This window comes from Ancylomarina longa (assembly GCF_003996985.1).
Taxonomy (GTDB): Bacteria; Bacteroidota; Bacteroidia; order Bacteroidales; family Marinifilaceae; genus Ancylomarina_A; species Ancylomarina_A longa.
The window spans coordinates 169,422-195,850 of record NZ_RJJX01000005.1; the positions used below are offsets into that span (position 1 = coordinate 169,422).

27 protein-coding genes and 3 tRNA genes are annotated in these 26,429 nt (G+C 35.0%); 14 read left to right on the forward strand and 16 right to left on the reverse strand.

From position 1 onward, the window contains the following. Nucleotides 1–8: 8 nt before the first annotated feature. On the reverse strand, nt 9–1,271 hold the full coding sequence (locus DLK05_RS05910) for an ABC transporter permease (RefSeq protein ID WP_127343081.1): 1,263 nt from the start codon (nt 1,269–1,271) through the stop codon (nt 9–11). 25 nt (nt 1,272–1,296) lie between these two features. Further along, on the reverse strand, nt 1,297–2,523 hold the full coding sequence (locus DLK05_RS05915; protein WP_127343082.1) for an ABC transporter permease: 1,227 nt from the start codon (nt 2,521–2,523) through the stop codon (nt 1,297–1,299). A 627-nt stretch (nt 2,524–3,150) separates the two neighbouring features. Here DLK05_RS05915 and DLK05_RS17475 point away from each other — a divergent pair. Together DLK05_RS17475 and DLK05_RS05920 are read left to right on the forward strand one after the other, a co-directional pair. Next, nucleotides 3,151–3,318: a hypothetical protein gene (locus tag DLK05_RS17475; protein WP_209319741.1), complete on the forward strand. Its 168-nt coding sequence runs from the start codon at nt 3,151–3,153 to the stop codon at nt 3,316–3,318. 108 nt (nt 3,319–3,426) lie between these two features. Then, nucleotides 3,427–4,032, forward strand: coding sequence for a short chain dehydrogenase (locus DLK05_RS05920; protein ID WP_127343083.1), 606 nt, complete (start codon nt 3,427–3,429; stop codon nt 4,030–4,032). Nucleotides 4,033–4,324: 292 nt separating this feature from the next. Here DLK05_RS05920 and DLK05_RS05925 read toward each other — a convergent pair whose 3' ends face one another. The 4 genes from DLK05_RS05925 to DLK05_RS05940 all read right to left on the reverse strand — a co-directional run bounded on the left by DLK05_RS05925 (nt 4,325) and on the right by DLK05_RS05940 (nt 7,151). Further along, nucleotides 4,325–4,657: a CGGC domain-containing protein gene (locus DLK05_RS05925; RefSeq protein ID WP_127343084.1), complete on the reverse strand. Its 333-nt coding sequence runs from the start codon at nt 4,655–4,657 to the stop codon at nt 4,325–4,327. A 183-nt stretch (nt 4,658–4,840) separates the two neighbouring features. Then, a complete protein-coding gene (locus DLK05_RS05930; RefSeq protein WP_127343085.1) occupies nt 4,841–5,491 on the reverse strand; it encodes a DUF5675 family protein in 651 nt (216 codons plus the stop codon). 97 nt (nt 5,492–5,588) lie between these two features. Next, entirely contained in the window at nt 5,589–6,131 is a 543-nt protein-coding gene (locus DLK05_RS05935; RefSeq protein ID WP_127343086.1) for a hypothetical protein, read from the reverse strand. Nucleotides 6,132–6,407: 276 nt separating this feature from the next. After that, nucleotides 6,408–7,151: a DUF6261 family protein gene (locus DLK05_RS05940; protein WP_127343087.1), complete on the reverse strand. Its 744-nt coding sequence runs from the start codon at nt 7,149–7,151 to the stop codon at nt 6,408–6,410. A 978-nt stretch (nt 7,152–8,129) separates the two neighbouring features. Between DLK05_RS05940 and DLK05_RS05945 the strand changes: the two genes are divergently transcribed. The 7 genes from DLK05_RS05945 (at nt 8,130) to DLK05_RS05975 (ending at nt 15,455) form a co-directional block, all read left to right on the forward strand. Further along, nucleotides 8,130–11,648 (forward strand): PAS domain-containing hybrid sensor histidine kinase/response regulator, encoded by a 3,519-nt coding sequence (locus tag DLK05_RS05945; protein WP_209319742.1) that lies wholly within the window; start codon nt 8,130–8,132, stop codon nt 11,646–11,648. Between the two features lie 20 nt (nt 11,649–11,668). Continuing rightward, nucleotides 11,669–12,229: a methyltransferase family protein gene (locus DLK05_RS05950; RefSeq protein ID WP_209319743.1), complete on the forward strand. Its 561-nt coding sequence runs from the start codon at nt 11,669–11,671 to the stop codon at nt 12,227–12,229. Between the two features lie 52 nt (nt 12,230–12,281). Next, nucleotides 12,282–12,908 (forward strand): class I SAM-dependent DNA methyltransferase, encoded by a 627-nt coding sequence (locus DLK05_RS05955; protein WP_127343089.1) that lies wholly within the window; start codon nt 12,282–12,284, stop codon nt 12,906–12,908. 226 nt (nt 12,909–13,134) lie between these two features. Beyond that, the gene (locus DLK05_RS05960) at nt 13,135–13,581 is read left to right on the forward strand and encodes an SRPBCC family protein (protein ID WP_127343090.1); all 447 of its coding nucleotides are present in this window, start codon (nt 13,135–13,137) and stop codon (nt 13,579–13,581) included. A 47-nt stretch (nt 13,582–13,628) separates the two neighbouring features. Next, entirely contained in the window at nt 13,629–14,384 is a 756-nt protein-coding gene (locus DLK05_RS05965; protein WP_127343091.1) for an NYN domain-containing protein, read from the forward strand. A gap of 292 nt (nt 14,385–14,676) precedes the next feature. Further along, nucleotides 14,677–15,060, forward strand: a complete 384-nt coding sequence (locus DLK05_RS05970) for a C-GCAxxG-C-C family (seleno)protein (RefSeq protein WP_127343092.1) — start codon at nt 14,677–14,679, stop codon at nt 15,058–15,060. Beyond that, complete coding sequence (locus DLK05_RS05975) at nt 15,057–15,455, forward strand: (deoxy)nucleoside triphosphate pyrophosphohydrolase (protein WP_127343093.1); 399 nt, start codon at nt 15,057–15,059, stop codon at nt 15,453–15,455. The genes DLK05_RS05970 and DLK05_RS05975 overlap by 4 nt, the downstream gene beginning before the upstream one ends. Here the strand turns inward: DLK05_RS05975 and folK are convergent. From folK to DLK05_RS05990, 3 genes are all read right to left on the reverse strand, one after another. Then, complete coding sequence (gene folK, locus DLK05_RS05980) at nt 15,447–15,815, reverse strand: 2-amino-4-hydroxy-6-hydroxymethyldihydropteridine diphosphokinase (RefSeq protein WP_127343094.1); 369 nt, start codon at nt 15,813–15,815, stop codon at nt 15,447–15,449. The genes DLK05_RS05975 and folK overlap by 9 nt on opposite strands. 79 nt (nt 15,816–15,894) lie before the next feature. Then, nucleotides 15,895–16,257 carry a dihydroneopterin triphosphate 2'-epimerase gene (folX, locus tag DLK05_RS05985; protein WP_127343095.1) on the reverse strand — a complete coding sequence of 121 codons (363 nt, stop codon included), beginning with the start codon at nt 16,255–16,257 and terminating at the stop codon, nt 15,895–15,897. Between the two features lie 9 nt (nt 16,258–16,266). Beyond that, complete coding sequence (locus DLK05_RS05990) at nt 16,267–16,989, reverse strand: SDR family oxidoreductase (RefSeq protein ID WP_209319744.1); 723 nt, start codon at nt 16,987–16,989, stop codon at nt 16,267–16,269. Between the two features lie 221 nt (nt 16,990–17,210). Between DLK05_RS05990 and DLK05_RS05995 the strand changes: the two genes are divergently transcribed. Continuing rightward, a complete protein-coding gene (locus tag DLK05_RS05995; protein WP_127343097.1) occupies nt 17,211–17,870 on the forward strand; it encodes a B3/B4 domain-containing protein in 660 nt (219 codons plus the stop codon). Nucleotides 17,871–17,924: 54 nt separating this feature from the next. Here DLK05_RS05995 and DLK05_RS06000 read toward each other — a convergent pair whose 3' ends face one another. The 6 genes from DLK05_RS06000 to DLK05_RS06025 all read right to left on the reverse strand — a co-directional run bounded on the left by DLK05_RS06000 (nt 17,925) and on the right by DLK05_RS06025 (nt 23,497). Next, nucleotides 17,925–18,641, reverse strand: coding sequence for an energy transducer TonB (locus tag DLK05_RS06000; protein WP_127343098.1), 717 nt, complete (start codon nt 18,639–18,641; stop codon nt 17,925–17,927). 333 nt (nt 18,642–18,974) lie between these two features. Beyond that, nucleotides 18,975–19,676 (reverse strand): energy transducer TonB, encoded by a 702-nt coding sequence (locus tag DLK05_RS06005; protein ID WP_127343099.1) that lies wholly within the window; start codon nt 19,674–19,676, stop codon nt 18,975–18,977. A gap of 106 nt (nt 19,677–19,782) precedes the next feature. Further along, nucleotides 19,783–21,552 (reverse strand): M56 family metallopeptidase, encoded by a 1,770-nt coding sequence (locus DLK05_RS06010; RefSeq protein ID WP_209319745.1) that lies wholly within the window; start codon nt 21,550–21,552, stop codon nt 19,783–19,785. A gap of 57 nt (nt 21,553–21,609) precedes the next feature. Then, on the reverse strand, nt 21,610–21,984 hold the full coding sequence (locus DLK05_RS06015; protein ID WP_127343101.1) for a BlaI/MecI/CopY family transcriptional regulator: 375 nt from the start codon (nt 21,982–21,984) through the stop codon (nt 21,610–21,612). Between the two features lie 175 nt (nt 21,985–22,159). Next, nucleotides 22,160–22,933 carry an amidohydrolase gene (locus tag DLK05_RS06020; RefSeq protein ID WP_127343102.1) on the reverse strand — a complete coding sequence of 258 codons (774 nt, stop codon included), beginning with the start codon at nt 22,931–22,933 and terminating at the stop codon, nt 22,160–22,162. A gap of 6 nt (nt 22,934–22,939) precedes the next feature. After that, on the reverse strand, nt 22,940–23,497 hold the full coding sequence (locus tag DLK05_RS06025; protein ID WP_127343103.1) for a 1-acyl-sn-glycerol-3-phosphate acyltransferase: 558 nt from the start codon (nt 23,495–23,497) through the stop codon (nt 22,940–22,942). Nucleotides 23,498–23,674: 177 nt separating this feature from the next. Here DLK05_RS06025 and DLK05_RS06030 point away from each other — a divergent pair, with 177 nt between their 5' ends. Beyond that, nucleotides 23,675–24,688 (forward strand): YitT family protein, encoded by a 1,014-nt coding sequence (locus tag DLK05_RS06030; RefSeq protein ID WP_127343104.1) that lies wholly within the window; start codon nt 23,675–23,677, stop codon nt 24,686–24,688. A 111-nt stretch (nt 24,689–24,799) separates the two neighbouring features. On the opposite strand, the gene DLK05_RS06035 is transcribed toward DLK05_RS06030, so the two are convergent. Beyond that, nucleotides 24,800–25,609, reverse strand: coding sequence for an SDR family oxidoreductase (locus DLK05_RS06035; protein WP_127343105.1), 810 nt, complete (start codon nt 25,607–25,609; stop codon nt 24,800–24,802). A 453-nt stretch (nt 25,610–26,062) separates the two neighbouring features. On the opposite strand from DLK05_RS06035, the gene DLK05_RS06040 reads away from it, so the two are divergent. From DLK05_RS06040 to DLK05_RS06050, 3 genes are all read left to right on the forward strand, one after another. Beyond that, a tRNA-Lys gene (locus DLK05_RS06040) sits at nt 26,063–26,135 on the forward strand. A gap of 40 nt (nt 26,136–26,175) precedes the next feature. Then, nucleotides 26,176–26,242, forward strand: a tRNA-OTHER gene (locus DLK05_RS06045). Between the two features lie 39 nt (nt 26,243–26,281). Further along, nucleotides 26,282–26,354, forward strand: a tRNA-Lys gene (locus tag DLK05_RS06050). The last annotated feature ends 75 nt before the right edge of the window (nt 26,355–26,429 follow it).

The following is a 26,429-nucleotide window of genomic DNA, read 5'->3' on the forward strand; positions in this document are numbered from 1 at the left end:
GACTTTTTTTATTCATCCCGAATAGCTTCAATTGGACGAATTTCTAGTGCTCTCCTGGCTGGAATAATTCCTGCGAAGATTCCTGCAAAAACTAATATCAATAAGGCAATCATAGCAATATTAAAATCTACTTCGGGATTGGTGAACATGGTATTATCTCCTCCTCCCGATTGAATAGCTTTATTTATAACTTCAAGCAATATAACACCAAACACAAGTCCTAACCATCCTGCAATTGCTGTTAGCACAACCGATTCAGCTAAAATAGAGCTTATTATTACGGATGGAGAAGCTCCTAGTGCTCTTTGGATTCCAATTTCCTTGGTCCTTTTTTTCACGATGAAGAGCATTATATTGCTCACTCCAATAATCCCAGCTAGTAGTGTTCCGATACCAACGATCCAAATCAATCCTGAAATTCCCAAAAACAGATTATTAATTTGAATAAATTCTTTTTCCACGTTGTTACTCCCAATTGCCCTTTTATCGTCAGGGTCGATAGAATGCCTCCTTTTCAGCAGAGCTTTCACTTTCGCCTCAACATAGGTGGCGGTGTATTCCTTTTTTGATGTAATGGAATAATGCCCTACTCTAGTCCCCAAATTATAAGTTTTCTGTAAGGTACTAAAAGGTATAAAAACACACTGATCCTGCCATTCTCCCCAACCTTGACTATGCATGGATTTAAAGGTGCCTACAATTTGAAAAAATACACCATTTATCTTGATGTATTCCCCAATAGGATCTTCCTTATTCTCAAACAGAACTTGAACTACCCTATCGCCTATAATAGCAATTTTACGAGACTCATTTATATCTACCTGATTTAAAAATCTACCTGCAGTAATATGTACCGGATCTATCTGATTTACCTCCGGAACATCTCCCAAAATACTAAAAGCACCTGTTTTAAGCCCTCTGATAACATTGTTCGTGCCATCTCCTCCCCGAGCTTGCACGCGTGGAGCTAATAATTTTATCTCAGGTATATTATCCAAAATTGCCTTTGTATCCTGATTGGTGAAATTATAACGTCGTCCCGGCTTGTAGCCTTTGTAGGGCATACTGGTTGGTTGCGCCCATACAAATACGGAATTGGTTGCAAAATCGCCCATTCCATAGTAAACTCCGTTTTCAAGTCCCTTTCCGGAACCAAGCATGATGATTAGCATGAATATACCCCAGAAAACCCCAAAAGCAGTTAAAAAGGTTCTCAACTTATTACTTTTAAGTGCCATATATACTTCGGACCATCGATCTCTGTCAAACATATCTTTAGATTATTAGGTTTTTATTCTATTCGTCAGCTAAGGCTTCAATTGGCTTCACATTGGCAGCCTTCCAGGCGGGAAAAAAACCAGCTACCAAGCCAGCAAAGACAAGCACTAAGGTTGCCTCAATACCCACACTCAAATCCACCGACGGGTTCATGAAAAATTGTATTTGAGTGTGAGGAGCAAGTACCTCCAACAAAACAACTCCCATTACCAAACCCAAATATCCAGCTACACTGGTAATTAACACAGATTCTAAAAGAATTAAGCTTACAATTGAATTGGGAGAAGCACCCAAGGCTTTTCGAATTCCAATTTCTCTGGTTCGTTCCCTTACAACTATTATCATGATATTACTAACTCCAACCACACCTGCAATAATCGTAAATACACCTATAATCCATACAAAAATTCTTATTCCAGCAAATAAAGCCATGGTTCTTTGATATCCTTCCATATTATTATTAATCCACATTGCTCTTCTATCCGAAGCATCGAATTTATGCCGGGTTGCAAAGTTTTTTCGCAAATAACTTTCCATTTGCTTCAAAGCTTCAATATCGTGAGTATTGGTAGTGAAGGACATATTCGAAATTCTATTGGCGCCATTAAAAACCATTTGCGCTGTGGATATAGGTACATAAACCCGTTGGAGATCACGTTCAGAATGATCCGTGAAAGTTCCAATTACTTGAAATGGAATACCATTTATTTTGATGTATTTTCCAACAGGCTCTTCTTTTTTAAAGAGAGCTTCTTCAAGTATAGTGCTAATTGCCACTACCTTTCGTGAGTTGGCTATGTCAATATCATTTAAAAATCGTCCTTTTAATGATGTGGTATTTTCCAAAGTTTCGGTATCTGGATGGACTGCGATAATTTCATAATTCACATATTGCGACTTATAAGAAATTATATTGTTTTGAAATATGGAGTAACGGGAACTAATTTTATCCACATCCAGTCCGGAAGCCTTTGTACGATCATAGTCTTCGTTGGTAAACTGAATACGCCTACCTGGTTGCATCCCGCTAAAAGCCATACTGGTTCTGCCACTATAAATCCATAAACTATTTACAGCATCTCGTTTGAACTGATCCAAAACGCCGTTTTGTAATCCATTACCCGATCCAAGGAGGATAATAAGCATAAATATACCCCACGAGACACTAAAGCCTGTAAGTATAGTCCTTAATTTATTCTTTCGGATGGTTTCAAAAATCTCTTGCCACTTATCAAGATCGAACATGGTATTTTATTTAGAATTTCACATTACAGAGAAGCATCAATTTCTCTGAATAATTATGTGATGTCCTAAATTTTGGTGGTAATAACAATGGGAGGTTTTCTCTGCATACAATATAGAGAAAGAAATGTTAGAAATCAATAATTCAAATAAGAAAAAATTCTATTCAAAGCAGATCTTCAACCAATTCTCAAACAGTGAAATAAAATTCTATATCCTAATTTTTAGTATTGATAATTATTATATTTTTGCGGCCGATTACAACTCATCTAAAGAATACACTTATTCTATTCAAGAGATTTGTATTTATATTAAGAGGGGGAATTTTCATAAATTAAGTTTTTTTAGTTGGTTAATGGTTAGATGAAAAATGGCTGGATTATTCAGCCATTTTTATTAACAGATCATTTAATCTTTTTTAACGTCTATTTGCAGCTCTTAACCGCCTATTAGCCTATCTTTGAAATGTAGATTAATAAGAAATAAGTAGTAGTTTTATCATAGATTGAGATTAAGGTTAACATTTAGTGTTAGAAAAGGATCGAATAACTTCGATCCTTTTTTTATTCCTTATTCTTTATGGAAATTAACTTATTTGCTGTTTTTTCCATGTAATAAATTAGACTATCTATGGAAACTGAAGATATCTATAAAAATATCCCTTTGAATCAAATTCCATGGATTCAGAAAATACCTCCAAACTGTTTGTTGGATAGTATCAATAAAGTGATAAAGGATTTTAAATCTATCCGTGAAAAAATAATTTTATGGCGTAACTTACCATTACAGGGATGCTAAAGGCACCTATTCTCCATGCTATTTCTGTTTAAATCAGGAATACTGAAAATGAGCAATTAATTGTAAAATACTAGTAATATGTGATGGATTAGAAAGAAAGGAGATATCATGAACAAGAAAAAACTAATCGTAGTAGGTTCAACCGGAGTTATTGGTAAAAAAGTAGTTGATCTTTTAGGGGAAGACTATCAAATAATTGAGGTAAACCGATCTAGTGGAGATTATAAACTAGACATGAAGGATGCTATTTCCGTGGATGAAATGTTTAAACGAATTGGTAAATTTGAAGCTCTAATTTCAACTAGTGGCTTTGGCAGATGGGCATCCATGGATGAAATGTCTATTCAGGATTATCATTATGGACTGCAAAGTAAATTGATGGGACAAGTAAATTTAGTTTTAATAGGTAGAAAATACGCTCATTCGGGAACTACCTTTGTACTTACCAGCGGATTGCTTGCCCAACATCCTATGCCGGGAAGTACATCGCTCTCCATGATTAATGCGGGAATTGAAGCTTTTGTGAGAGCAGCTGCGCTTGAAATGGGAGACAAACGAGTAAATGTAGTGAGTCCTTCCTTTGCAAAGGAAACCATGGAAATGATGGGTATCGATTCTTCAACAGGAATACCCGCAATTGAATTTGCCAAATTATACAAGCAAGCTATTGAGGATGGTAAATCGGGAATTGTTTACTCGAAAATTAAAGAATAAGAATAGCAATAATCAGTATATGCTTGATTTCAAAATTAATGAGGCAAAATGTATTGAATATGGGCTTTGTGTTCAAGATTGTCTTGTTGGCATTATCTAAATGAATACTAAGCCGATAATTCGAAATAAGAATGAACAGAATTGTTTGAAATGCCAGCACTGTTTAGCAATATGTCCAACCGAAGCATTGTCCATCCTCGGGAAAAAACCAGAAAATTGTAGTGCATAATCTCCGGATAATTTAAAAGCCATTGGTTGTTCGTTTCTGGGTAAATTAATATAGTATTTCCTCTTAATGTGTCCAATCCAGAAAAAAAATCTCAGGTGGCAAGCTTTTTTTAATGGCATTACGCATCGTGTCGAAATGCGGACAAGGGTAGCCAATAGGATTGCCTTTTTGAATGCACGAAGCCATTGCAATAATATCTGCACCTTTATCAACCATCATTTTAGCTCTTGCTACAGCTCTTTTCCCAGGGCAGCCACCACAGGTTACAAAACCCATAACTTCTACCGTTCCAATATCTTTAAAAGCTAATTTCCCTTTTGCACATACTTTAAAATCCGAGATACCAGAACACATATCCTCGGTTTGCTGACAACGAATAATTCCTACTTTTTGCATATTTATTTTTCGGCTTGTGAATACGCAAAAATAAAAGAATATTTAAAATATCCGTTTTCAATTATCTAATCTATTTATTATTCTTTAAGATTTACATTTTGGGGACTAAACATTTAAATTAAGATTCAACAACAAAAATCAGTAATCAGAAACCAAACACCTATTCAAAAAAAACCAAGACCTCTATCCTCTCTTCATATATTCCGAAGCCACCCATCCCTCTATCTGTACTTTATCCCAACCATTTTCCTGCTCGATAATGCTGGTGGAAGTTCCTTGCTTGATTACCGCTGCAATTTCTTTATGGGGTGCTACTCTCAGGTTAAGGCGATCGGCACTCACTTGAGCTATAAGCTTTGGAGTTTCCGGCTTATCCCCAATATTAGCCAAATCCACATATTCAATCCACACGGCTTCGTCATTCTCTATTGCGCTGGCAATTATCGGATAAATCCGCTTGTAAGCGATGGTGCTATGAATAACTTTTCCTTCTCCCTGCATGTTGTTGTTCACCTGATCGCCAAGGAGCAGACAGCCATCGGTATCTTTGGCGGTATTGCCGATATGAATATGGATGTATTCAAATCCGGGAACCGATGTAACATGAAGCATACCTTTGTGCATACGAGGAAATTTTTGGGCATAATGCTGGCTTTGGCCTCCTTCGGTGCGAAGTGCCATTCTATAGCGTCCCGCAGGAATACAGGTCTTCCCTGCTATTTTCTGTGCGTGCATTTCATCCTCGAGGGTATAACAGGCAAATTGATCGTTTATAAGCAGCAATCCCTGTGTACTACCCGATTCCCTACTAAAACGTATTACTTTTAATTCCATGATATTTGTGTAAATGCTTAAGCTATCGGTCTAAATAAAACCTGTCGGAAAAGAGCTAAGCCCAATCCCGACAGTAAAATTAAAACTAAGAATATCTTCAACCTTTTGCATCCCGAAAGGGATCTTGTTGAGCAAGTTTCATGCTGTGTTCATGGAGCATATCTTGTTTTACGGCACTGCTGCGACTGCTTCCGAAGAAGTAGGAAAGCACCAGACCGAATCCGGTTGCCATAGCACCAAATAACTGATTGATATATCCCGAAGCATCCTGACTAAGCGGTTTGTATATCAATATCCCGGTAAGGATAAAAAAAGCAGCTACCACCGTCCACGCCAAAATATAGAGATTCACATCGCGGTGTCCGGTGGCTTTGGTAATCTCCACCTCGCGACTGCGAGCACTTACCTTATCGGATAAATAAGCCTGATCGCGTTCGAAATCGACACGGGCGATTTCCAGCGACAAGCGTTGCAATTTCTCACGGTGCTTCATCTCCAGCTCCTTTAATTTTACGATAGCATCCGGATTGTTTTGAATCGCCTTTTCCAGATCGTTACTATCGGTGCTGTTGATGCCAAGCACATCGGCAACCATATTCAAAATCGGACCTCCAACGCCACCTGTTAGCGCCGAAGCCAATAAGGGCAGCCCTTTTTGAGTGAGCGTCTTGCCCAAGGATTTAATGCTGTTTTTGGTTTTTTTATTGAATAAACTCATTTGGGATTTATTTATGAAGTAGTAGTGCTTATGCTGCTAATCCCGAAAAGGAAATTCCCCAATATAATGGCAATTTCACCTTCGGAAAGCATAGTCTGTGCTTCAGAATTAGCGCTGAACCCTAAAGGAGAATTCCTTATTCACAGGAAAATTCCCCATAGGGTATAAATTATGGTGGCAGTTATCACGATTAACGTTTTACTGATCACTGCCAATTGTTTCTTCTCTTTGATGATCGAGACGAGTCTGTCGCGATTTTACATTCACCATTGTAGCAGCAATAAGCTGATTCATCTCTTGTGTTATGGTACCAAAAACCGGATTGGTATTGAGGCTGGCCATCACATTAATATATCGAATAATCATTTCAATAGAATGGCGCAATGCCATACAGGCATCTTCGGTTTTAATGCTTGGAGCAGCTGCTGTATTATCATTCCGATGCTCATACATCGTTTCGAACTCCTCTTGTGTTGTTTTCATTTCCTGAAACCAATCATTAGCACCAATTGTTGCTATCGCAGCGGTAAGCGTAGGAGTAGTTTCCAAATCTAAAATCAGCTTTTTTTCGCGTGCAGTCTGCACAGCATAACTTTCTCGATGAAGATTGCGCCCATGTAAAGCAATACATTCCATTAATAATTCGCAAGCCTCATTGTAACCATCTAATTTACGAAGACTACAAGCTTCAACATAAGTTTTGAATGCCCGAAATGCATCATCCCTTGCTGCATCAGAATCACCAACAGTCATGGTTAAATTTTTGAACTTAGGTTTGAGGTAAGCAAGATCTAAATTTTTTAGATCATCATCCATCAATCCTTTTAATAAAGCAAGTTGAGGATCTTGAACATCTTGTTTTAAAATATCTTTGCTTAATTGTCCAGCTAGAGTATAGTACTCGTCAGCATGCATCAAATGGTAGGAAATTTTCTTAATCATATTTGTGGTTTGTAAAATTAATACTGAGATAAAACTATAAACTGTTTAGTTAACATCCAAATTTTATAGCACTATAGATTACATCATTTGCAGACAATACAAAATGATTTAATCCGAACATAAATATCTAAAAGCTCAGGAATTATTGGGCTTTACAGATATTTGAGCTCCTCATTTTCAAAGTCCTTAAATACTCTTATTTATACTAAAACCAAATAAACTTTAGCCTTAAATATTGATTTTCATGTTCCCTCAACTGCGCGAAGCCAAGTCACGATCCGGATGGGCATTCCCCAACTGCGCGAAGCCATCTCAACATTGGGAAACAGTGTCCCGCATGCGCGTGAAAGCACTTCAATTGCGGAATGGCATTCCCCTCAACTGTTTGAGCTCAAGTCACAGTTCAGATTAGGTCCGCAGGATTGCAGGAAGCCAAGTCAAACGTGACTTAGACCTCCGCGCATGCGTGGGAGCCTAAATAAATGCCGGGATGAGCTCCCGCGCATGCGTTTGCTATCGCGCAACTATTGACTTGAGCTCCCACGCTTGCGCGGAGTGCTATCCTGATGTTGGCTTAAGCTTCCGCAAATGCGGGAAGTGCCATTTTATGGGTGTTTTGGACTCAAACCAATTGGGGTGCTATGGATATATTCATGGAACTGTGTCTGACCATTTTTTTTCAATGGTATTGATGACTCTATCGTCCCTCCACAATGTTTTCGGAAAGCTGTAAAACGATGCTTTGCCATAAACAAACAAATATGTCTTCTTATGATTCCTCAAAGCATTTTCAGTCCTACCTCTATATTTTCCATTTTTGTTAGTAAACCATCTTATTTAAGCCAGTATATTTGAGTTTAATAGCTTTTATAAGTACATTTCGCTACAGTGCAATTAAAAAATGTTCCTGTGCAAATTTGACAGATGCAATGCAACAAAAAGAACTTGCTACAGGAATCTAATTTTAAAAACAGGATAATGGCTGAACAGGATAAAACAAAAGGAGAACTTACTAAAGAGATAAAGAGATTACAGCAAGAAATTGGTTCTTTAAAAGCATCTTTTGACAATAGTGTTGTCAGAGATAAACAGGAGCTAAAAAAACAAATCTTATCAAAATCAGAATTACAGGTATTAATCGATAATAAAAAAGAATCTATCTGGTCAATTGATAACAACTATAATATTTTAGCATGTAACAATTATTTTAAAAATGCCTTTTTTGCAGCCTACCAGCAAGAATTAAAAGTTGGTATGAATATTTTGGAAACTCTTTCTCCTGAATTATTAGCTTTTTGGAAACCAAAATATGATGCAGCCTTATTAGGAAAAAATATATCTTTTGAGTTTAGTGAAACAATTCTGGGTGAGCATTATTATTTCAATGTCGATTTAAATTCTATTCTTGAGAATGGGGAGATAAAAGGTGTTGCAGCGTTTAGTGTTGATGTTACCACACTCAAAAAGACGGAAGAATCCATCATCAAAAGCAAAAAGCTGCACCGAAATTTTTTAGAAAATAATGAAGCTGTTATTTTAGCTTTTGAAACAGAAACCAGTAGAATAACTTTTGCCAATAATTCAGCCGTAGAATTTTATGGATGGGAAAAGGAGCAATTATTACAAATGAATATCAATCAAATAAATACTTTACCGCCTAAGGAGATAAAAAGTAAAATAATTGAAGCAAGAAAGAAAAATCATAATTTTTGCACTTTTAAACATCGTTTGGCTAATGGCAGTATTCGTGATGTTGAGGTTTATCAAACCAAATTGAATTTGAATAATAAAGAAATATTTTCACTAATAGTCCATGATATATCAGAACAGAAGAAGGTGGAGGAAGCTTTGAGATGGGCAAAATTCAAATTCAGAACTTTCGCTGATTATACTGCTGACTGGGAATATTGGGAAAATGAGGATAACAAGATAATGTACATGTCTCCTTCGTGCGAAAAATTCACAGGTTATACCGCCGATGAATTTATATCAAATCCGGAATTAGCAAATTCAATTATTCATCCCGATGACCTTAACGCTGTATTGAAACACCATGATAAAACCTATTCTTATCATGACCGCGATAAATTGGAAAATATAGAATTCAGGATTGTTAAAAAGGATGGATTTATCGTAAATACTTACCATACCTGTAGGCCAATTTACGATGAAAATAAAGATTTTCTGGGGCGAAGGGTAAGTAATAGAGATATTACGGAGAGATTGCAAAGTAGAAAAGCCTTGCAGGAAAGTGAGAAGCGATTCCAAATATTATTCAATAAAGCTCCACTAGGCTATCAATCGCTCGATTATAAAGGCAACTTTATAGAAATAAATCAGCAATGGTTGGATATGCTTGGCTATTCGCGCGAGGAAGTAATTGGCAATTGGTTTGGCAAATTCATGACAGTCTCTTCACAAGAGAAAGTGAAAAATACATTCCCTTTATTTTTGAAACAAGGATATATAAATACCAAATTTGAAATGGTTCATAAAAATGGCTCTTTACTTACTATAAACTTTGTTGGGAAAATTGGTAATGACAGTAATGATAATTTTCTTCAAACGCATTGCATTTTGCAGGATATTACCGCAAGCAAGATAGCAGAAGACGCATTGAAGGAAAGTGAAAGAAAATTCAGAAGATTGTTTGACGATCATGCAGCTGTAAAATTATTGATTGATCCCGAAACTGGGAATATAGCTGATGCTAACAAATCGGCAATTGCCTTTTACGGGTGGTCGTATGAAGAATTAAAAAGCATGAATATCGATCAAATAAATACCCTCGAACCTGAAGAACTAAGAAGAGAAATGGGAGATGCACGAAATAATTCCAGGAATTTTTTCGAATTTAGACATTACTTAAAGAATGGGAAGATAAAAGATGTGGCAGTTTTTAGCAGCAAGATAGAAATTGAAGGAAAGGAATATTTACATTCTATAATACAAGACATTACACAAAGTAAACTGGCTGAAAAACAATTAAAACTTTTAGGACAAGCCATTGATCAAAATCCAGTAATCATTCTTATTGCGAATAAAGTAGGTGAAATTGAATACGTGAACCCTATATTCACAAAAGTTACGGGATATACTAGAGAAGAAGTAATGGGCAAGAATCCACGTTTCCTTCAATCGGGCGAACATAAACATGAATTTTATAAGGAACTTTGGGATACAATCACTTCAGGTAAAAATTGGCATGGAGAGTTTCATAACAAAAATAAAAATGGAGAATATTACTGGGAAAACGCTATCATTTCTCCTGTTTTTGATGATCACAACAAAATTTTGCATTTTCTAGCGGTAAAAGAAGATATTACCGAAAAGAAAAAGATGATTTCAGATTTGATAGCTGCCAAAGATAAAGCAGAAGAATCCGACCGATTAAAATCTGCTTTTCTTGCTAATATGAGCCATGAAATCCGCACACCAATGAATGCAATCCTTGGATTTTCAGAACTCTTAAAAGAGCCAGATCTTGCAAACGAGCAGCAGCAAGATTACATTGCATTAATAGAAAAGGGAGGAGCTCGTATGCTCAATATTATCAACCAAATAATGGATATTTCGAAAATAGAATCCAATCTCATGGAAGTATCGATTAAGGAAATCAATATTAACAAACAAATCGAACACACATATAATTTTCTTAGATCTCAAGTGGAAGCAAAAGGGCTTGAAATAAGCTATAAAACTCCTTTACAGGATAAAGACGCTATCATTAAAACTGATCCGGATAAAGTACTTGCCGTCTTGCTTAATCTGGTTAATAATGCTTTTAAATATACCGATAAAGGTACTATCGAATTTGGCTACGAAAAAAAAGATAAATATTTAGAGTTTTTTGTAAAGGACACTGGTATTGGCGTTCCTCAAAATCGTCAGAAAGCTATTTTTGAACGTTTTATTCAGGCTGATATTGAAGATAAAATGGCTCGGCAAGGAGCTGGTCTTGGATTGTCGATTTCAAAAGCATATGTGGAAATGCTAGGCGGTAAAATTTGGTTGGTAAGCGAAAAAGATAGAGGCTCTGTTTTTTATTTTACTTTACCCTATAATACTGATAAAGCAAAAAATGTGATTTTGAAAAACGTTATTTCTGCAAGTGGTGAAAATTATGCTAAAAACTTAAAAATACTGATCGCCGAAGACGATGAAACATCGGAAAAACTTGCTGAAATTATGATTGACAAATTTGGAAAAGAAATACTCATAGCAAGGACAGGACAAGAAGCTGTTGAAATTTGCAAGAATAATCCTGATATTGATTTGGTATTGATGGATATCTTAATGCCAGAAATGAACGGACTGGAAGCCACCGAGAAAATCAGACAATTCAATAAGGAAATAATCATTATTGCACAAACTGCTTATGCAATGAAAGGAGACCGTGAAAAAGCAATTAATGCCGGTTGTAACGATTATATTTCTAAACCAATTAAAAAAAGTATTTTATTGGAATTGATGAAAAAATATTTCAAGAAAGACTAAACTCTTAAAATAAACCATGTATGAATCTATTCGAAATAATAATCTATAGTATATGGTGTCTTTCCGAGATACTTTTAAACATCTCCATGCGATCATCGAAAAAGGACAAACAGCATGCCGACAAAAACAGCTTGCGCTTAATTTGGCTTGGCATTATTCTAGGCATCAGTTTGGCTGTATTTGTATCTATCCGCACCAATTTACCAATTACATCTACCGGTATTGCAGGCTACGCTGGTATTGGTATCATTTTGTTTGGAGTTGCCTTGCGCCTTAGCATCATCAAAAGTTTAGGCAAATTTTTTACGGTTGATGTTACCATTCGCGAAGATCATCAGCTAAAAACCGATGGCTTTTACAAACACTTGCGCCATCCCTCCTATGCTGCATCATTAATCTCTTTTGTAGGATATGGCTTATCTACCAACAATTGGTATTCACTACTTATCATCACCGTATTAATGTTGACCGTATTTATCCGACGAATAAAAATTGAAGAAACTGCCCTATCAGAGCAATTTGGCACTGCTTATCGCGATTACAAATCCCATACAAAGGCAATAATTCCCTTTATTTATTAAATTCGTTGCGCCATTAGTGCAATTACAAAACTTAGCCTAACAATACACAGCAATGAAACACTTTGATGAACAAGCCAAAGATTGGGATGCCAATCCGTTAAAAAACGAAAGAGCCAGCGTAGTAGCCAAAGAGATTGATGAATTTATACATCCAAATAAAACTTTAAATGCGCTGGAATTTGGTTGTGGAACAGGATTACTCAGTTTCCAATTGAAAGAGGCTTTTAAAAGTATTACACTTGCAGATAATTCGGAGGGAATGATTCAGGTGTTGCAGGAAAAAATTAAAGAAAGTCGTCTCAGTCATTTTAAACCATTACACATCGATTTAACCACAGATAAATTGGAATCCAAAGCATACGATGTGGTTTATACACTAATGACTATGCATCATATTCCTGATACCGACCATATTTTAAAGGCTTTTCGGGATATATTAAAACCCGATGGCTATTTATGTATTGCCGATTTAGTGGAGGAAGATGGTTCTTTTCATGCACATCAGCAACATTTCAACGGGCATAACGGCTTTAATAAAAATGCTTTCGCAGATCAATTATCGAAGTATGGTTTCGAGGTGGTGTATTATAAAATATGCTTCGAGATGGAACGAAATTTTGATGGAAACATCAGAAAATATCCTTTGTTTTTAATGATTTGTAAAAAAAGTGCGGAGTAGAAAAGATTGAATACAAATATCAATCCGCCTATAAATCAAATTTTGGCTTCATTAATAAATAGAGAGCAGATTTCTATATCATAGAAAGTAAAAGTCTGCTTTTTGTAGTTCTATCCCATAATTTCAGTAACTTTTTTGGCGTATTAGCCACCATGATAAAATAAAGCACAAAACAGTTGCTGAAATAATAGAAATTTTCTTAATCTGATAAATTACACAAGAAATAATGAAAGACTCACAAGTACCAATTATCGTAGAACAAATTTATAATGCTTCTGTGGAAGAGGTTTGGAATGCTCTTACCCATATAGAGGAAATGCGGAAGTGGTATTTTAATAATATACCAGATTTTAAAGCCGAAGTTGGATTTCGCACCCAATTTGATGTAGTATCCGGAGACAGAACTTTTCGACATCAATGGGAGATCACCGAAGTAGATGAGCCCCACAAAATAGTTTACAAGTGGACATTTGATGGTATTCCAGGTGCCTCTTGGTCTAATTTCGAATTATTTGATGAAAACGGACAAACAAAGTTGCGATTAACAACTACCGGCTTAGAAAGTTTACCTTCTGATATTCCCGAATTTACAAATGAAAGTTGTACCGCAGGCTGGAACTACTTTTTAGGCGGCAACCTGAGAGATTATCTGGAAAATGATTCCAAATCCTAAACTTTTAAGCCTACATGCAAGATAGAATTACAATAAATACAAACCCAATGAATATAAATTTAGCAGTACTTATCGACGGAGATAATATTCCATCCGCTTACATCAAAGAAATGATGGAGGAAATAGCCAAATACGGTAATCCAACCATTAAGCGAATTTATGGGGATTGGACCAAACCCAACCTCGCAAAATGGAAAAGCCTTTTGCTTGAAAATGCAATTACCCCCATTCAGCAATACGGTTACACTACCGGTAAAAATGCAACCGATTCTGCCATGATCATCGATGCCATGGATATTCTATACTCCGAAAAGGTAAATGGTTTCTGTCTGGTTTCGAGTGATAGCGACTTTACTCGCCTGGCTACACGCCTAAGAGAAGCAGGAATGACAGTGATTGGTATTGGCGAGAAGAAGACACCTAATCCGTTTATTGTAGCCTGCGACAAATTTATCTATATCGAGATCCTCAAGAATGCTTCGAAAGAAGAGGAATTCGAAAACGAAAAGCCAGAACCAAAAGATTCGGTAGACAAAATAACAAACAAGGAAATTAATTTAATTATCACCACTATTAACGATTTGTCGGATGATGATGGTTGGGCATTTTTGGGTGATGTGGGTAGTTTACTTCAAAAGAAACAAGCCAATTTTGACTCCAGAAACTATGGATTTCAAAAACTAACCCCTTTGATTAAATCTATCGGTAAATTTGAGCTGGAACAACGCGAAAGTCCCAAAAGCAGGCATAAGCTCATCTATGTAAGAAACATTAGGAAGCGTAAAGGCAAAGCGAAAAAATAGAATAGCAAATATATTAAAAAATGGTCCGAAGTAATTTTCGGCCCTTTTTATTTTTGTGAATTTCAATCCTATATCATAGCCTGATTAAGTTGCTGTTTTTTGAACTCAGTCCACCTAATCAGCAAAACACTTTGTAATAATTCTATTTACTTTAAAAGTGAATTTGATTAGTGACAAATCAAAATTATATCTTAATAGTTTTCAATCAAAATATGTTGCAGAAGCATAGTATTTATTCCAATTGTTTTTTTGAAAAGCTTACATTTGTTGTTAAACAACAGCAATTCTTGCAATGAGTTTTTTTCATAAAAGATCGAAAGCCGAAACCGCTTTAAAATGTTTTCACAAACCACCCGGTTACTATAATTGTGCGCAAGCTGTATTTAAAGCTTTTCAGGAGGAATTTGATATCTCCAACGAGAGAATAGCAGAATTTGCAAAATATGGAAACGGCAAAGCTGAAAAAGGATACTGCGGTGCATATTATGCAGCCAAAGAGTTGTTGAAAGATCAACCTGAGCTGTTGAAAGAGTTTCAGACTCTATTTCAGGAAAAATCGGAATATCTTACCTGCTTTGATATCCGTTTCAACTACACCATGTCCTGCAAAAATCTGGTTCGCTTATCTTCCGATTTATTGGAAAAGTTAGTGCCTGTAGAAGATGCTAAAAAATGACTCCCCTACTGGTTACCGCAGCAATACTAATCAAAAATCAGAAAATTTTGGTTGCTCAGCGCAAGCATTCTGATGAATTAAACGGTAAGTGGGAATTCCCTGGTGGTAAAGTAGAAGCAAACGAAAATACCAAGGAATGCCTAAAAAGAGAACTCTACGAAGAATTTGGTATTAATACTGCTATCAACGATTATTTGGGGGAAAGCATCTACGATTATGGTTCCAAAATTATTCACTTACAAGCCTATTTTGTAAGCCATATATCGGGTGATATCCAAGTAAGGGTTCACGAGCAAATCCGGTGGGTATCCTTATCCGAACTGGAAGGATTAGATTGGGCTCCTGCTGATGTTTCTCTCGTTAATCAGTTGAGAACATACTTTCAATTAAAGTAGCTGATCGACAGAATTCTTCAAAAAATCTCGGGTATGGTAATCTTCATCCACAATTTCGCCATTCCACACAACGATATCCAGGTCAATTATACGCGGACCGAATTTTGGCAAACTACGATCCCTACCCATTCTATCTTCCAATTGTTTTAAATACTGATTAAATTCTTCGCGCGAATGTTGTGTTTCCAGTCTTAACGCACCATTCAAAAAATTATCCTGATCGGTAATTCCTATCGGTGCAGTTTTAATCCATGAGGAATGTTTTCGCACCAAATGATCTTTAGAAAGCAGGCATATCATCTTTCTAATATTTTGCTCAGGATTAATATTAGAGCCTATGCCTATTATACAATTGTTCATGAGAAATAGGTTTTGTTATTCAAAAATATTCCTATCTAAAATCATGACGAGATCTTCTCGTCATTTATCTTGCTATATTTTATTCTGCTTCCTTTCGTCTTTCTTCTAATTCTATCGAAACCGATTCTGCGAAACGTAAGGCATGAGGTTTATCCACTTCTACCTTTGCCCATTCCACCATAGGGTTTTCCATGATCTGATCTAAAATCTGCTGGGTTAGGTTCTCCAGCATTTTAAATTTCCCTTCCTGAACCAATTTAATCACCTTTTTTGTAATTGTTTTGTAATTATAGGAGTGATCCACATCGTCACTTATAATGGCTTCACGCACATCCGCTTTAATCGTCATATTAATGACAACATCCTGTTTGTTTCTCAATTCTTCGGGGTTAAACCCGATATAAGTTCTAATTAAAAGATTCTTAATTCGAATTATTGCCATAATTTCGGTTTATAAGAGTTGTTCTCCCCCATCACAAAATAAAATCTGTCCGGTAAGATTATCATTAGTTAAAATATAGTCGAGTGATTGTAAAATAGGTTCTATTCCCCCTGTAATTTTCATTGGTGTTTTTGCTGCCAAAGAATTTAAATATTCAATACCCATTCCTTCGGGAGCAAGAGTTGCACCTAGCGCAATCGCATTTACCCTAATGTTCGGAGCAAATTCCAAAGCTGCCATTTTAGTGAAATAAGACAAGGCAACTTTAGATAAACTATATGCCGCATAGGAACTATTATTACTGGTAATTCTCGTATCTAATAAATTAATGATATTCCCATACTTGTTATTCATGGCATAATCTCTAGAAAGTATAAAAGGAGCCTTCAAATTCACATCAAGCTGATTATTCAGAAGTTGAACACTTGTCTCTCTAAGTCTTCCGGGCTCAAATACAGAGGCATTATTTACCAATACAGTTAAGCTATCGAAATGCTGCATTACCCTATCTATGAAATTTTCCAATTGATTCGTATCACCTAAATCACATTGAAATATTTTAAATTTTTGTTGGGGATACCTGTCTTGCAATTCTGCTTGTAATGCAAGGGCTGATTTCTTCGATTGATTGTAATGTATCGCAATACCATAACCATTGGCTGCCAAATGCAAAGCGATGGATTTACCAATTCGTTTAGCTGCTCCGGTAATTAGTGCTGATTTTTGATTCATATACATTAAAAATGTTTCGTTCTCTAAAGTTAACCAATATCTTGTCTTGCCAAAAGCTTATGATAAAATTATTTAAATCAAAATAAAATCCGACAATTATTTCTATTTTTGGATTTAAATAAAAAATGAAACAATGCTCGTTAATCGCAGATAGTTTCCCTATTTATTAAGAACGAATACTTGTATTGAACTATTTACCAACTAATTTATCGGATTAAATCATGTTTAAAATTGAAATAGAAGAAAAATTAAAAATGACATGTCCTAATCTGCAATTAGGAGCTATTGAGTGTAATGTAAATATGCAAACGAATTGTCCTAAACTATGGGAGGAGATTAAGAATTACACAGAACGAATAGAAAACAATCTAAGCTTTGAGAGCATACGAGAGATCTCCGCAATTCAAAATTCGAGAAAGGCATATAGAACTATAGGTAAAGATCCCAGTAGATATCGTTTATCGTCGGAAGCTTTACTTCGCAGACTGGTTAATAAAAAAGGATTGTATCAAATTAATAATGTTGTAGATCTTCTTAATTTAGTATCTGTCCACAGCGGATTTTCCATTGGAGGATATAATGCAGATAAAATAAAAGGCATCATTCGTTTCGGTATTGGAGAAGCACATGAAGTTTATCAGGGAATTGGTCGTGGTATTTTGAATATAGATAAATTACCTGTTTTTCGTGATGATATCTCTGCTTTTGGCAGTCCAACAAGCGATTCTCCACGGACGCAAATTGATGATAACTGCAAACGCTTTTTAATGATTTTCATTAGTTTCCAAATGGAGAACGGTTTGCTTGAAGCAATGGATTTTGCTCAAAGCTTATTGGTGAAATATGCCCAAGGAAATCAGTTTGAAACTTGTATTTTATAAGAAAAAAAACCTGCATTATTAGGGCAGGTTTCCAATTTAATTATAAACAAGTGATTACTGTAATACAAAATTAATAACCGCAGTATAGGAAACTTTTACTGGTTTTCCTCTCTGTTTTCCTGGTTGAAATTTTGGTAAGTTTTTAATTACCCGAAGGGCTTCTTTATCTAAGGATGGATCAACCCCTCGAACCAACTCAATATTATATACTCCTCCATCTTTGCCAACCACAAAACGTACAAACACTCTACCAGTTATACCATTCTCCTGTGCAATTACAGGATATTTAATACTAGAATTTATATACCGATAAAGCTCTAAATCCCCTTCTTGTCGATTTTTACAAATATCCGGACGGAAAATTGGCATTTCCTCTACTACTACAAATATTTGAGTTTCATCTTCCTCCTCTTCCTCTGCCACAACTTCTCTTGGTTCTGTCTTTATCTCCGTTTCCTGATTTATATCTTCCTCTACAATTTCCAATTCATTATCAATATCTACGTCATCATCAACAATAGTGATTACATCCGTAAGTTTGATTTTGGGTGGTAGCTTTGGTTGCTCTTTAATTTTCTCCTGTCTGGTTATTGGAACCATTTCCTCTACAACTGATAAATCTTTAGCATTTGTAAAGGAAACAGCCTCTTTCACACTAGATCTCCATTCAAATGAAATTAAAATAATGGCCAAAGCTACAACCATACCAATTTCAAAGAATAATGATTTGCGTTTTTCTAAATCAAAATTTGGGTTCTTTTTTGGTTTCATAGCTTCTCCGATTCAAATGTTATACAGTTATTCAAATAGTAGCATAATCCGTACACTAATATTTTACTAATCGTATCCGGATCAAGTCTTATTTAGAGAGTTTATCAAAAAACAATTTTCCTATAAATAAATACGTTTCTAATCATTTATTGTTGCAAAATCAAAGCATAATATAGACTATTATTCCACAACAGCTATAAGTTTAGCATTTTCTTAAAACCTAATAATATCCACTGTGCTTTATTCTATATTGGATTAAATTCATGCGATATATTCAAATGATTCATTCCTCCAGCCACAACTATATTTTTAGTTAATCTGGACCAAAAAAAACTATTGCAATACAAACGAAATGTAACCACTAAACCATACACTAACTGGCCTGTTTCTTTGCAAACCAGGTTTAAATTTTGGTAAGTTTTGAACCACACGAATTGCTTCCCTATCTAGTGCAGGGTCAATAGACCGAACAACCATAACATTTGCAATTTCACCAGTTTTAGTCACAATAAATTTCACAAACACTTTCCCTTCAATTCCATTTTCCTGTGCAATAACGGGATATTTAGCCATTTTTTGCATTGTAATAAATAAGTCCCGAATTCCTTCTTCATAAGTCTTATTTTTAGAAGGATTAAAGATTGGCATGAATTCTACTCTCACAAATGGAATATCTTCCACCTCTTCTTCTGGCTCTGTAACTTCAGCAATCTGATAAGAATCATCTTCATTTGCATCGCTATCCTCAATTTCTAAATCCGGTACATCATCATCATCATCAGCCAGAATCAGTTGAGTTAATTCCAAAGGCTTAATTTTAGGCAACTCTTTGGGTTTATTCCTTTCCTGAATCGTTACTGGTACGATATCTTCTATTTCCTGCGATAAATCTTCCGTTAAAACTTCCACTTCTTTCGTGGGTACTCTATACTCAAAAGCAAGCAAAACAAACAAAAAACTGAGTAAAAATCCTATTTCTAAGAATAAGCCTCTTTTTTTTTCTAAATCGTAACGTGGATTTTTCTTAACTTCCATAAGTGTACATTTTTTAAATTAAATAATTAATTGGTGTAAATAATTCTTTATTCCTAAGAATTTAGTTTAATAACTAAATTCTTAGTTAATGTACGTAAAAAATATATTAATGCAAAGAAAACCGAATTGGAATTATATAACTAACCGCAACATTTTTATCGTTTTGCTTGCCAGGAATCCATTTTGGCATATTATTGATTACTCTTAAGGCCTCCCTATTTAATTCGACATTAGCTCCCTTAATAATTTTAGCATGAGTAACACGACCATCATTATTTACTAAAAAATTAACAAATATCTGTCCTTGATATCCCTGTTCTACAGCTAGAATAGGATACTTAATATGGCTTGCAACATATCTTCTAAAACCCTTTATTCCACCAGTAAATTTAGGCATCTGCTCAATGATATAAAAAGATTTTTGAGTTTGGAGCTTTAATTTGTCTTCCAATAAATAATCTGACGCATTTTTAATTCTCTTAAATAGTGGCTGAGGCGCTACGACAGGAGAATCTAATAAATTCTTCAAATTAAAATTGACAGAAATTGTATAAGCAACATTAACAGGATTTCCTTTCCGCTTACCATGCTTCCAATTGGGGACTGTGGATATTACACGCAAGGCCTCCTTATTCAAACAAGTATGGTCACCCTTTACAATATGCTCATTTGTAACCTTCCCTAACTTATTAACTACAAACGACACAAAAACACGACCTTCAATATTTTCATCTTCAGCCTTCTTAGGATAAATAATGTTTTTAGCAATAAAATTTTGCAATGCAACAACTCCTCCAGGGTATTCAGACATTTCGTCGGATATTGTAAAAATTTCTTCTTGATTAATTTTATCCTTGTATTCTAAACTTTTAATTCCTGCAGATACTTTCTTGGTATCAAAATGTAATTCTTCCTCATTGTCAATTCCATAAATATCAGTGGAAAATGAATAGAAATGCTTTAAATCATCTGGAATCCATTGCGATATTTTATCCTCTGATGATATTTTTTTCTCTTCTCTTATTGTAAAAGAAAATGCAGAAAAAAGAATAATGAAAATAGGAATCAATAATAATAACTTTACGAGTGCAATTTTAGGCGTTTTAATTTTCCCTAACATCGAAATCCTTTTCTTAACAGTAGATTGTCCAAAATTATTTGCCAACCGAAATAATTCTCCGCCAACAATTTGATTCACAATGTGCATCTTATAAGTATTTGGATTTTCCGTATCACTTACAACCTGATCATCGGCCAAATATTCGTGTACTTCCTGAATGGACAATTTATAAAACCATATTATTGGATTTAACCAAAAGAGTACACTAAGTATTTCAATCAATAATAAATCAAAAGTATGAAATTGCTCTACATGCACTCTCTCATGAGCAAGTATCGACTCGAAATTTGGTTTATTAAAATCCTCTCTACTTATAAATATGGCATTAAGAAAAGAAAAAGGAGGATAATGATCCTTCATGATCACCAGCTTCACTCCCTTTTCGTGAATCCTTTTACTCGACTTGCCCCAAACCAATAATTGAATAATATTTTTTAAGAAACGAACTGCGAAAACAAATACTCCAAGGCCATAAATTAAGCCTAAATACTGATACCAAATCAAATTGTTTTTTGCTGTAGCAGTTACAACTACTTCCTGTAACATATTTGTATTCAAATATTGATGAGAAGTAATTACAACAGCATCCAACATATTGTATTCATCAGGAGTAGTTTTAATTTTGGTTTGAAAAGGAATTTCCAACGAAGGAATAATGATGGAGGCGACCAATGTCAACAATAAAAATATTCGATTGATTCTAAAGAAGGTATCCCGCTTTAAAAACAACCAATACAGAGCATAAAAAAATGCCATGCATATTGCTGATTGAAAAAAATACAAAATAGTGCCTGTTAACATCTTTTTAATACGTTATTCACTTTGCTTTTTAATTTGTTCTTCGACCATTCTCTTTACTTCTTCCAATTCAGATAAGCTTACCTGTTCTTCCTTAGCGAAAAATGAAACCATATCCCTATACGAATTTGAAAAATAGTTTCGAACAAATCCCTTCATAAATTTTTTGGTATAATCCTTTTTGGTAATTAAAGGGTAATATTGGTGACTTTTGCCGTAGGCAACATGTCCAACAAAACCTTTTTTCTCAAGTATTCTAACAATTGTAGAAATTGTATTGTAGGCGGGTTTTGGTTCTGAAATCTTCTCAATAATTTCTTTTACAAATGCATTTTCTAATTTCCAAAGGATTTGCATTACCTGCTCTTCCGCTCTAGTTAGTTCTTTCATTGATTTCTATTTTATTTTAATGGTGGGCTTGTTTATTTTGATAATCAAATTCTAATATGAAATTCAAAATCCTAGACATAAATATAGAACTATATTTTTAGTTTTACTAAAAATAGGAAAGCGTATTTCTATAAAAATAGCAACACACTAATATTCAGCCCCCTAATATTTTGCCTTAACTATCTATCTGAAAAGAATCGGCATCCAGATGAACGGGAAATTTTTGGCGGAAGGATTTTAAATCAGAAAGAGATAATTCCAGATTTAAGATTTCGTTCTTAAAATCATTACATTTTCCAAGGAGTTTACCTTTTGCATCAAATATGGAGGAGCTCCCTGAATATTTTAGCTTCATTCCATCTAAACCAACACGATTGACTCCTGCAACAAATGCCTGATTCTCTATTGCCCTTGCTTTTAGCAATGTATTCCAGACCTCTGTTCGAGCTTCTGGCCAATTGGCAACATAGATTAATAAATCATATTCATTCACACCTCTTGACCACACAGGAAATCTTAGATCATAGCATATCAAGGGACAAATCCGCCATTTACCAATAGTGAATATTTCCCTTTTACTACCTGACTGAAAATGATGATTTTCCTCTCCCATTCGAAACAAATGTCGTTTATCATAGGAGCAGATTATCTTGCCATTACCAATAGCATATAGCCTATTATAATATTGAGTATCTTCACAAACGATTATGCTTCCCACCAAAACAGTCCCTAATTCCAACGACTGATTTGTCATCCATTTTAAGGTCTTATCTGCATAGGGAGCTATTTCATCCTTACGATCCATCATAAATCCTGATGTAAACATTTCTGGAAGAATAATTAAATCACTATTCCCTTTTAGTGGGCAAAGTATTTCGGAAAAATGCAATAAATTTACTTCAACATCATTCCAGAAGATCTCCGATTGAATTAAGCTAATTCTAAGCATATCAAATTAATTATCCTTTATGCCGGCAGAGAATTTATCGGCATGTTTTGGTTTACTATGAATATAATTGCTTTTTATTTTCTGCATATCTTTTTCCACATCTCCTGTTGGATAAAAAGCCGTACCACATGTAATGGTTTTATCCTGATAATTAATTTCACCCAGATAAATTGGAACATTTGCCTTTAGAGCAATATAATAAAAACCTCTTTTCCATTCGGAGCGGTGTCTGCGTGTTCCTTCCGGAGCTATCGATAAGTATAAACTATCTCGCCGCGAAAATTCCTCTGCTAATTGATCTGTCATACTCTCCTTTTGGGATCTGTTTACTGGTATTGCACCCCAAGACTTTAATAAATATTTTAATGGAAATACAAACATTTCCTTTTTCATTAAAATAGTTGTCTGCACATTGTAAGATACAAAAGCCAATTTACCCCATACAAAATCCAGATTGGAAGTGTGTGGAACTGCTATGATTACAGCCTTCTTTACAGTTGGAATGTCACCGATATATTTCCAACCAAATAATTTCATTATCAGACTACTGATTTTTGCTTTCATTCTCCCTTATTTAATTAATTAGATGCAAAACAATTAATTCTTACTCAACATTACAATTAAACATCAGCAAATTTGCAGGAAAGTAGCCTAAAAATCGTAATTAATTTGATTAAATCTATTATTTTGTAAAAATCTTATTTAGGGTATATTTTTCACAGATACTAAAACTACATCGCTTTGGCCTTTATTCAAAAAGACGTTCTATTTTCAGGGAAATGGTTTTATAACCATGCAAAACTAATTGTTGGTGCCTTTATTATGGCTGCAGGATTTGTTTTTTTTATAATTCCACACAATCTGGTTCCTGGTAGTGTTTATGGTATTGGTATAATCATCAACAAACTTACGCTTGGATTATTTCCTCATGGTCTATTTGGACAATTAAATCCTGCTGATTATGATGGGGTTTTATCGAGTTTAGCCTATCATTTCATGCAATATTCCAATAATTTATTTCGAAAATTTGGAGGCGGGATTCCTGTTGGTATTTCAAGTTTATTAATCAACATTCCTCTAAGTTTAGTTGGAATTAAAATATTGGGACCTCGTTTCGGATTAAAAACATTTCTTGCTTTTATTCTTTCTGCTCTTTTTATTGATACAATTACAGCTTGGTGGGGCGTAATTCCATTGGTTGATGACGTTTTACTTTCTTGTATTTTTGGTGGTATTTTTATGGGATTCGGTTTGGGATTAATATTAAAAGCCCGTGCAACATCTGCCGGATCGGATATTCTTGCAATGATTATTGCCAAATCCACAAAATTACCTCTAGGACAAATGGTTATTTACATTGACACTCTTATTGTTTTGAGTAGTTTGTACATAAAAGTGGATTGGCAAATTCCTTTATATTCCTTTATTGTTTTGTTTGTAACAGGAAAAGTTACTGACATTACCCTTCAAGGTTCTAGTTATGAAAAAGCATTATTTATTATTTCTGATAAATACGAAGAAATACGAATCAAGGTAACAGAAGACATGAAACGTGGTGGTACTTTTTTGAAAAGTACAGGAATGTATGATGGCCGTGAGAAAAATATGATTTTTATGGTTGTAAATCGAAGAGAATTATCTATGCTGCAAGATTATATCCATTCCATAGATCCGAATGCATTCGTATGTGTAATGGAAACAAATGAAATTCTTGGTAAAGGCATCAATTCTCTTAGAGAAAAATTGGAATCCTAATTATAGGATATCCAATTCTTTCTATATTATTAAATCTATACTAATTTTCTTCGCAATCAAGTATTATGTTGTCATGATAGATATCCACTTAATTTATCCCACTTCCATGGACTATTTAAGTGGTGAATTTGGTTCTTTAGCCATATGTTGATAGGTTAGTTTTTCCAATAAGGAAGGAAACCATTTTTTTAACCAAACAGTAAACTTTCCTTCAACAAATGTCATAATAAGCTCTCGTTTACGTTTTTTAACTGCATTTGCAATTAAATGTGCACATTCCTCAGCACTCATCATTTTGCTTTCATCACGAGGTGTTTCCCCCTGTGCAGAACCATCAGCAGTTAAGGCTACATTTCTAACGTTTGAGGCTGTAAATCCCGGGGCGGCCACCAAAACGTGAACTCCGGTTTTTAGATTCTCTACGCGAAGCGTATCCAAGAACCCGCGAATGGCATATTTAGATGCAGAATATCCTGTCCTTGCCGGTAATCCAATATATCCTGCAATAGAAATTACACCAACAACCGATCCTTTTGCTTTAGTAATATACGGCAACGCAAATTTCGTACAATAAACCGTTCCCCAAAAATTAACATCCATTAATTCCTTTATTACTGATAATTCTAAATCTGCAAATAAAGCACGCATTGAAATACCTGCATTATTTATCAAAATATCTATTCCTCCGAAGTGTTGAACTGCTTTTTGCATCAGATTTTCACAATCAATCTCCTTGCTCACGTCAGTAGTTACAGATAATACATCCATCTGCATATTCCGAATATCCGCCTCTATTTGTTTTAATTTTACGCTATTACGGGCAGCCAAAACAATTTTCGCACCACGATTTGCAAATTCAAAAGCTAGTGCTTTGCCTATACCAGACGATGCCCCTGTAATAACTACTATCTTATTTTTCATCATTAAGTCGTTAAATATATTTGTAGCTTAAGCAAATATATTGATATGTAATCCATATATTCGCAAGAGCTCCCTCAAAATCCAAAATTGAAAACAAATTTTCTCTTTCCAATTCAATTATTGGTTCACAAATTTAGAATTATTTTTGATTACCTAAGGATATTACGATTAGCAATCGTTAAGAATAATGGGGTTTAGATAAATATAGGAAGAGCATTTCATATGCTTTAGCATGGCAAAAACAAGCATTATCATAAGCTTTATCGACTAAAAATAGGCAATTGAGATTTTTTTTCATTTTTTTTTCATTTCTATATCAAATTACGAGCCAATACAATAAAGCATTTACTAGTGATTACAACAGTAAAAATCTCTATAAATCGTCAAAATTCAGTTTGCGATTTAAATTTAATCGCTCTATATTTGCATCGCTTTAAAAAACAAAGCAGACATGATTCCTTAGCTCAGCTGGCAGAGCACAACACTTTTAATGTTGGGGTCCTGGGTTCGAACCCCAGAGGGATCACAAAAAGACAAGCAGAAGTCTTTACAATTAAAATCAGCACGATTCCTTAGCTCAGCTGGCAGAGCACAACACTTTTGGGGTCCTGGGTTCGAACCCCAGAGGGATCACAAAAGACAAGCAGAAGTCTTTACAATTAAAATCAGCACGATTCCTTAGCTCAGCTGGCAGAGCACAACACTTTTAATGTTGGGGTCCTGGGTTCGAACCCCAGAGGGATCACAAAAAGACAAGCAGAAGTCTTTACAATTAAAATCAGCACGATTCCTTAGCTCAGCTGGYAGAGCACAACACTTT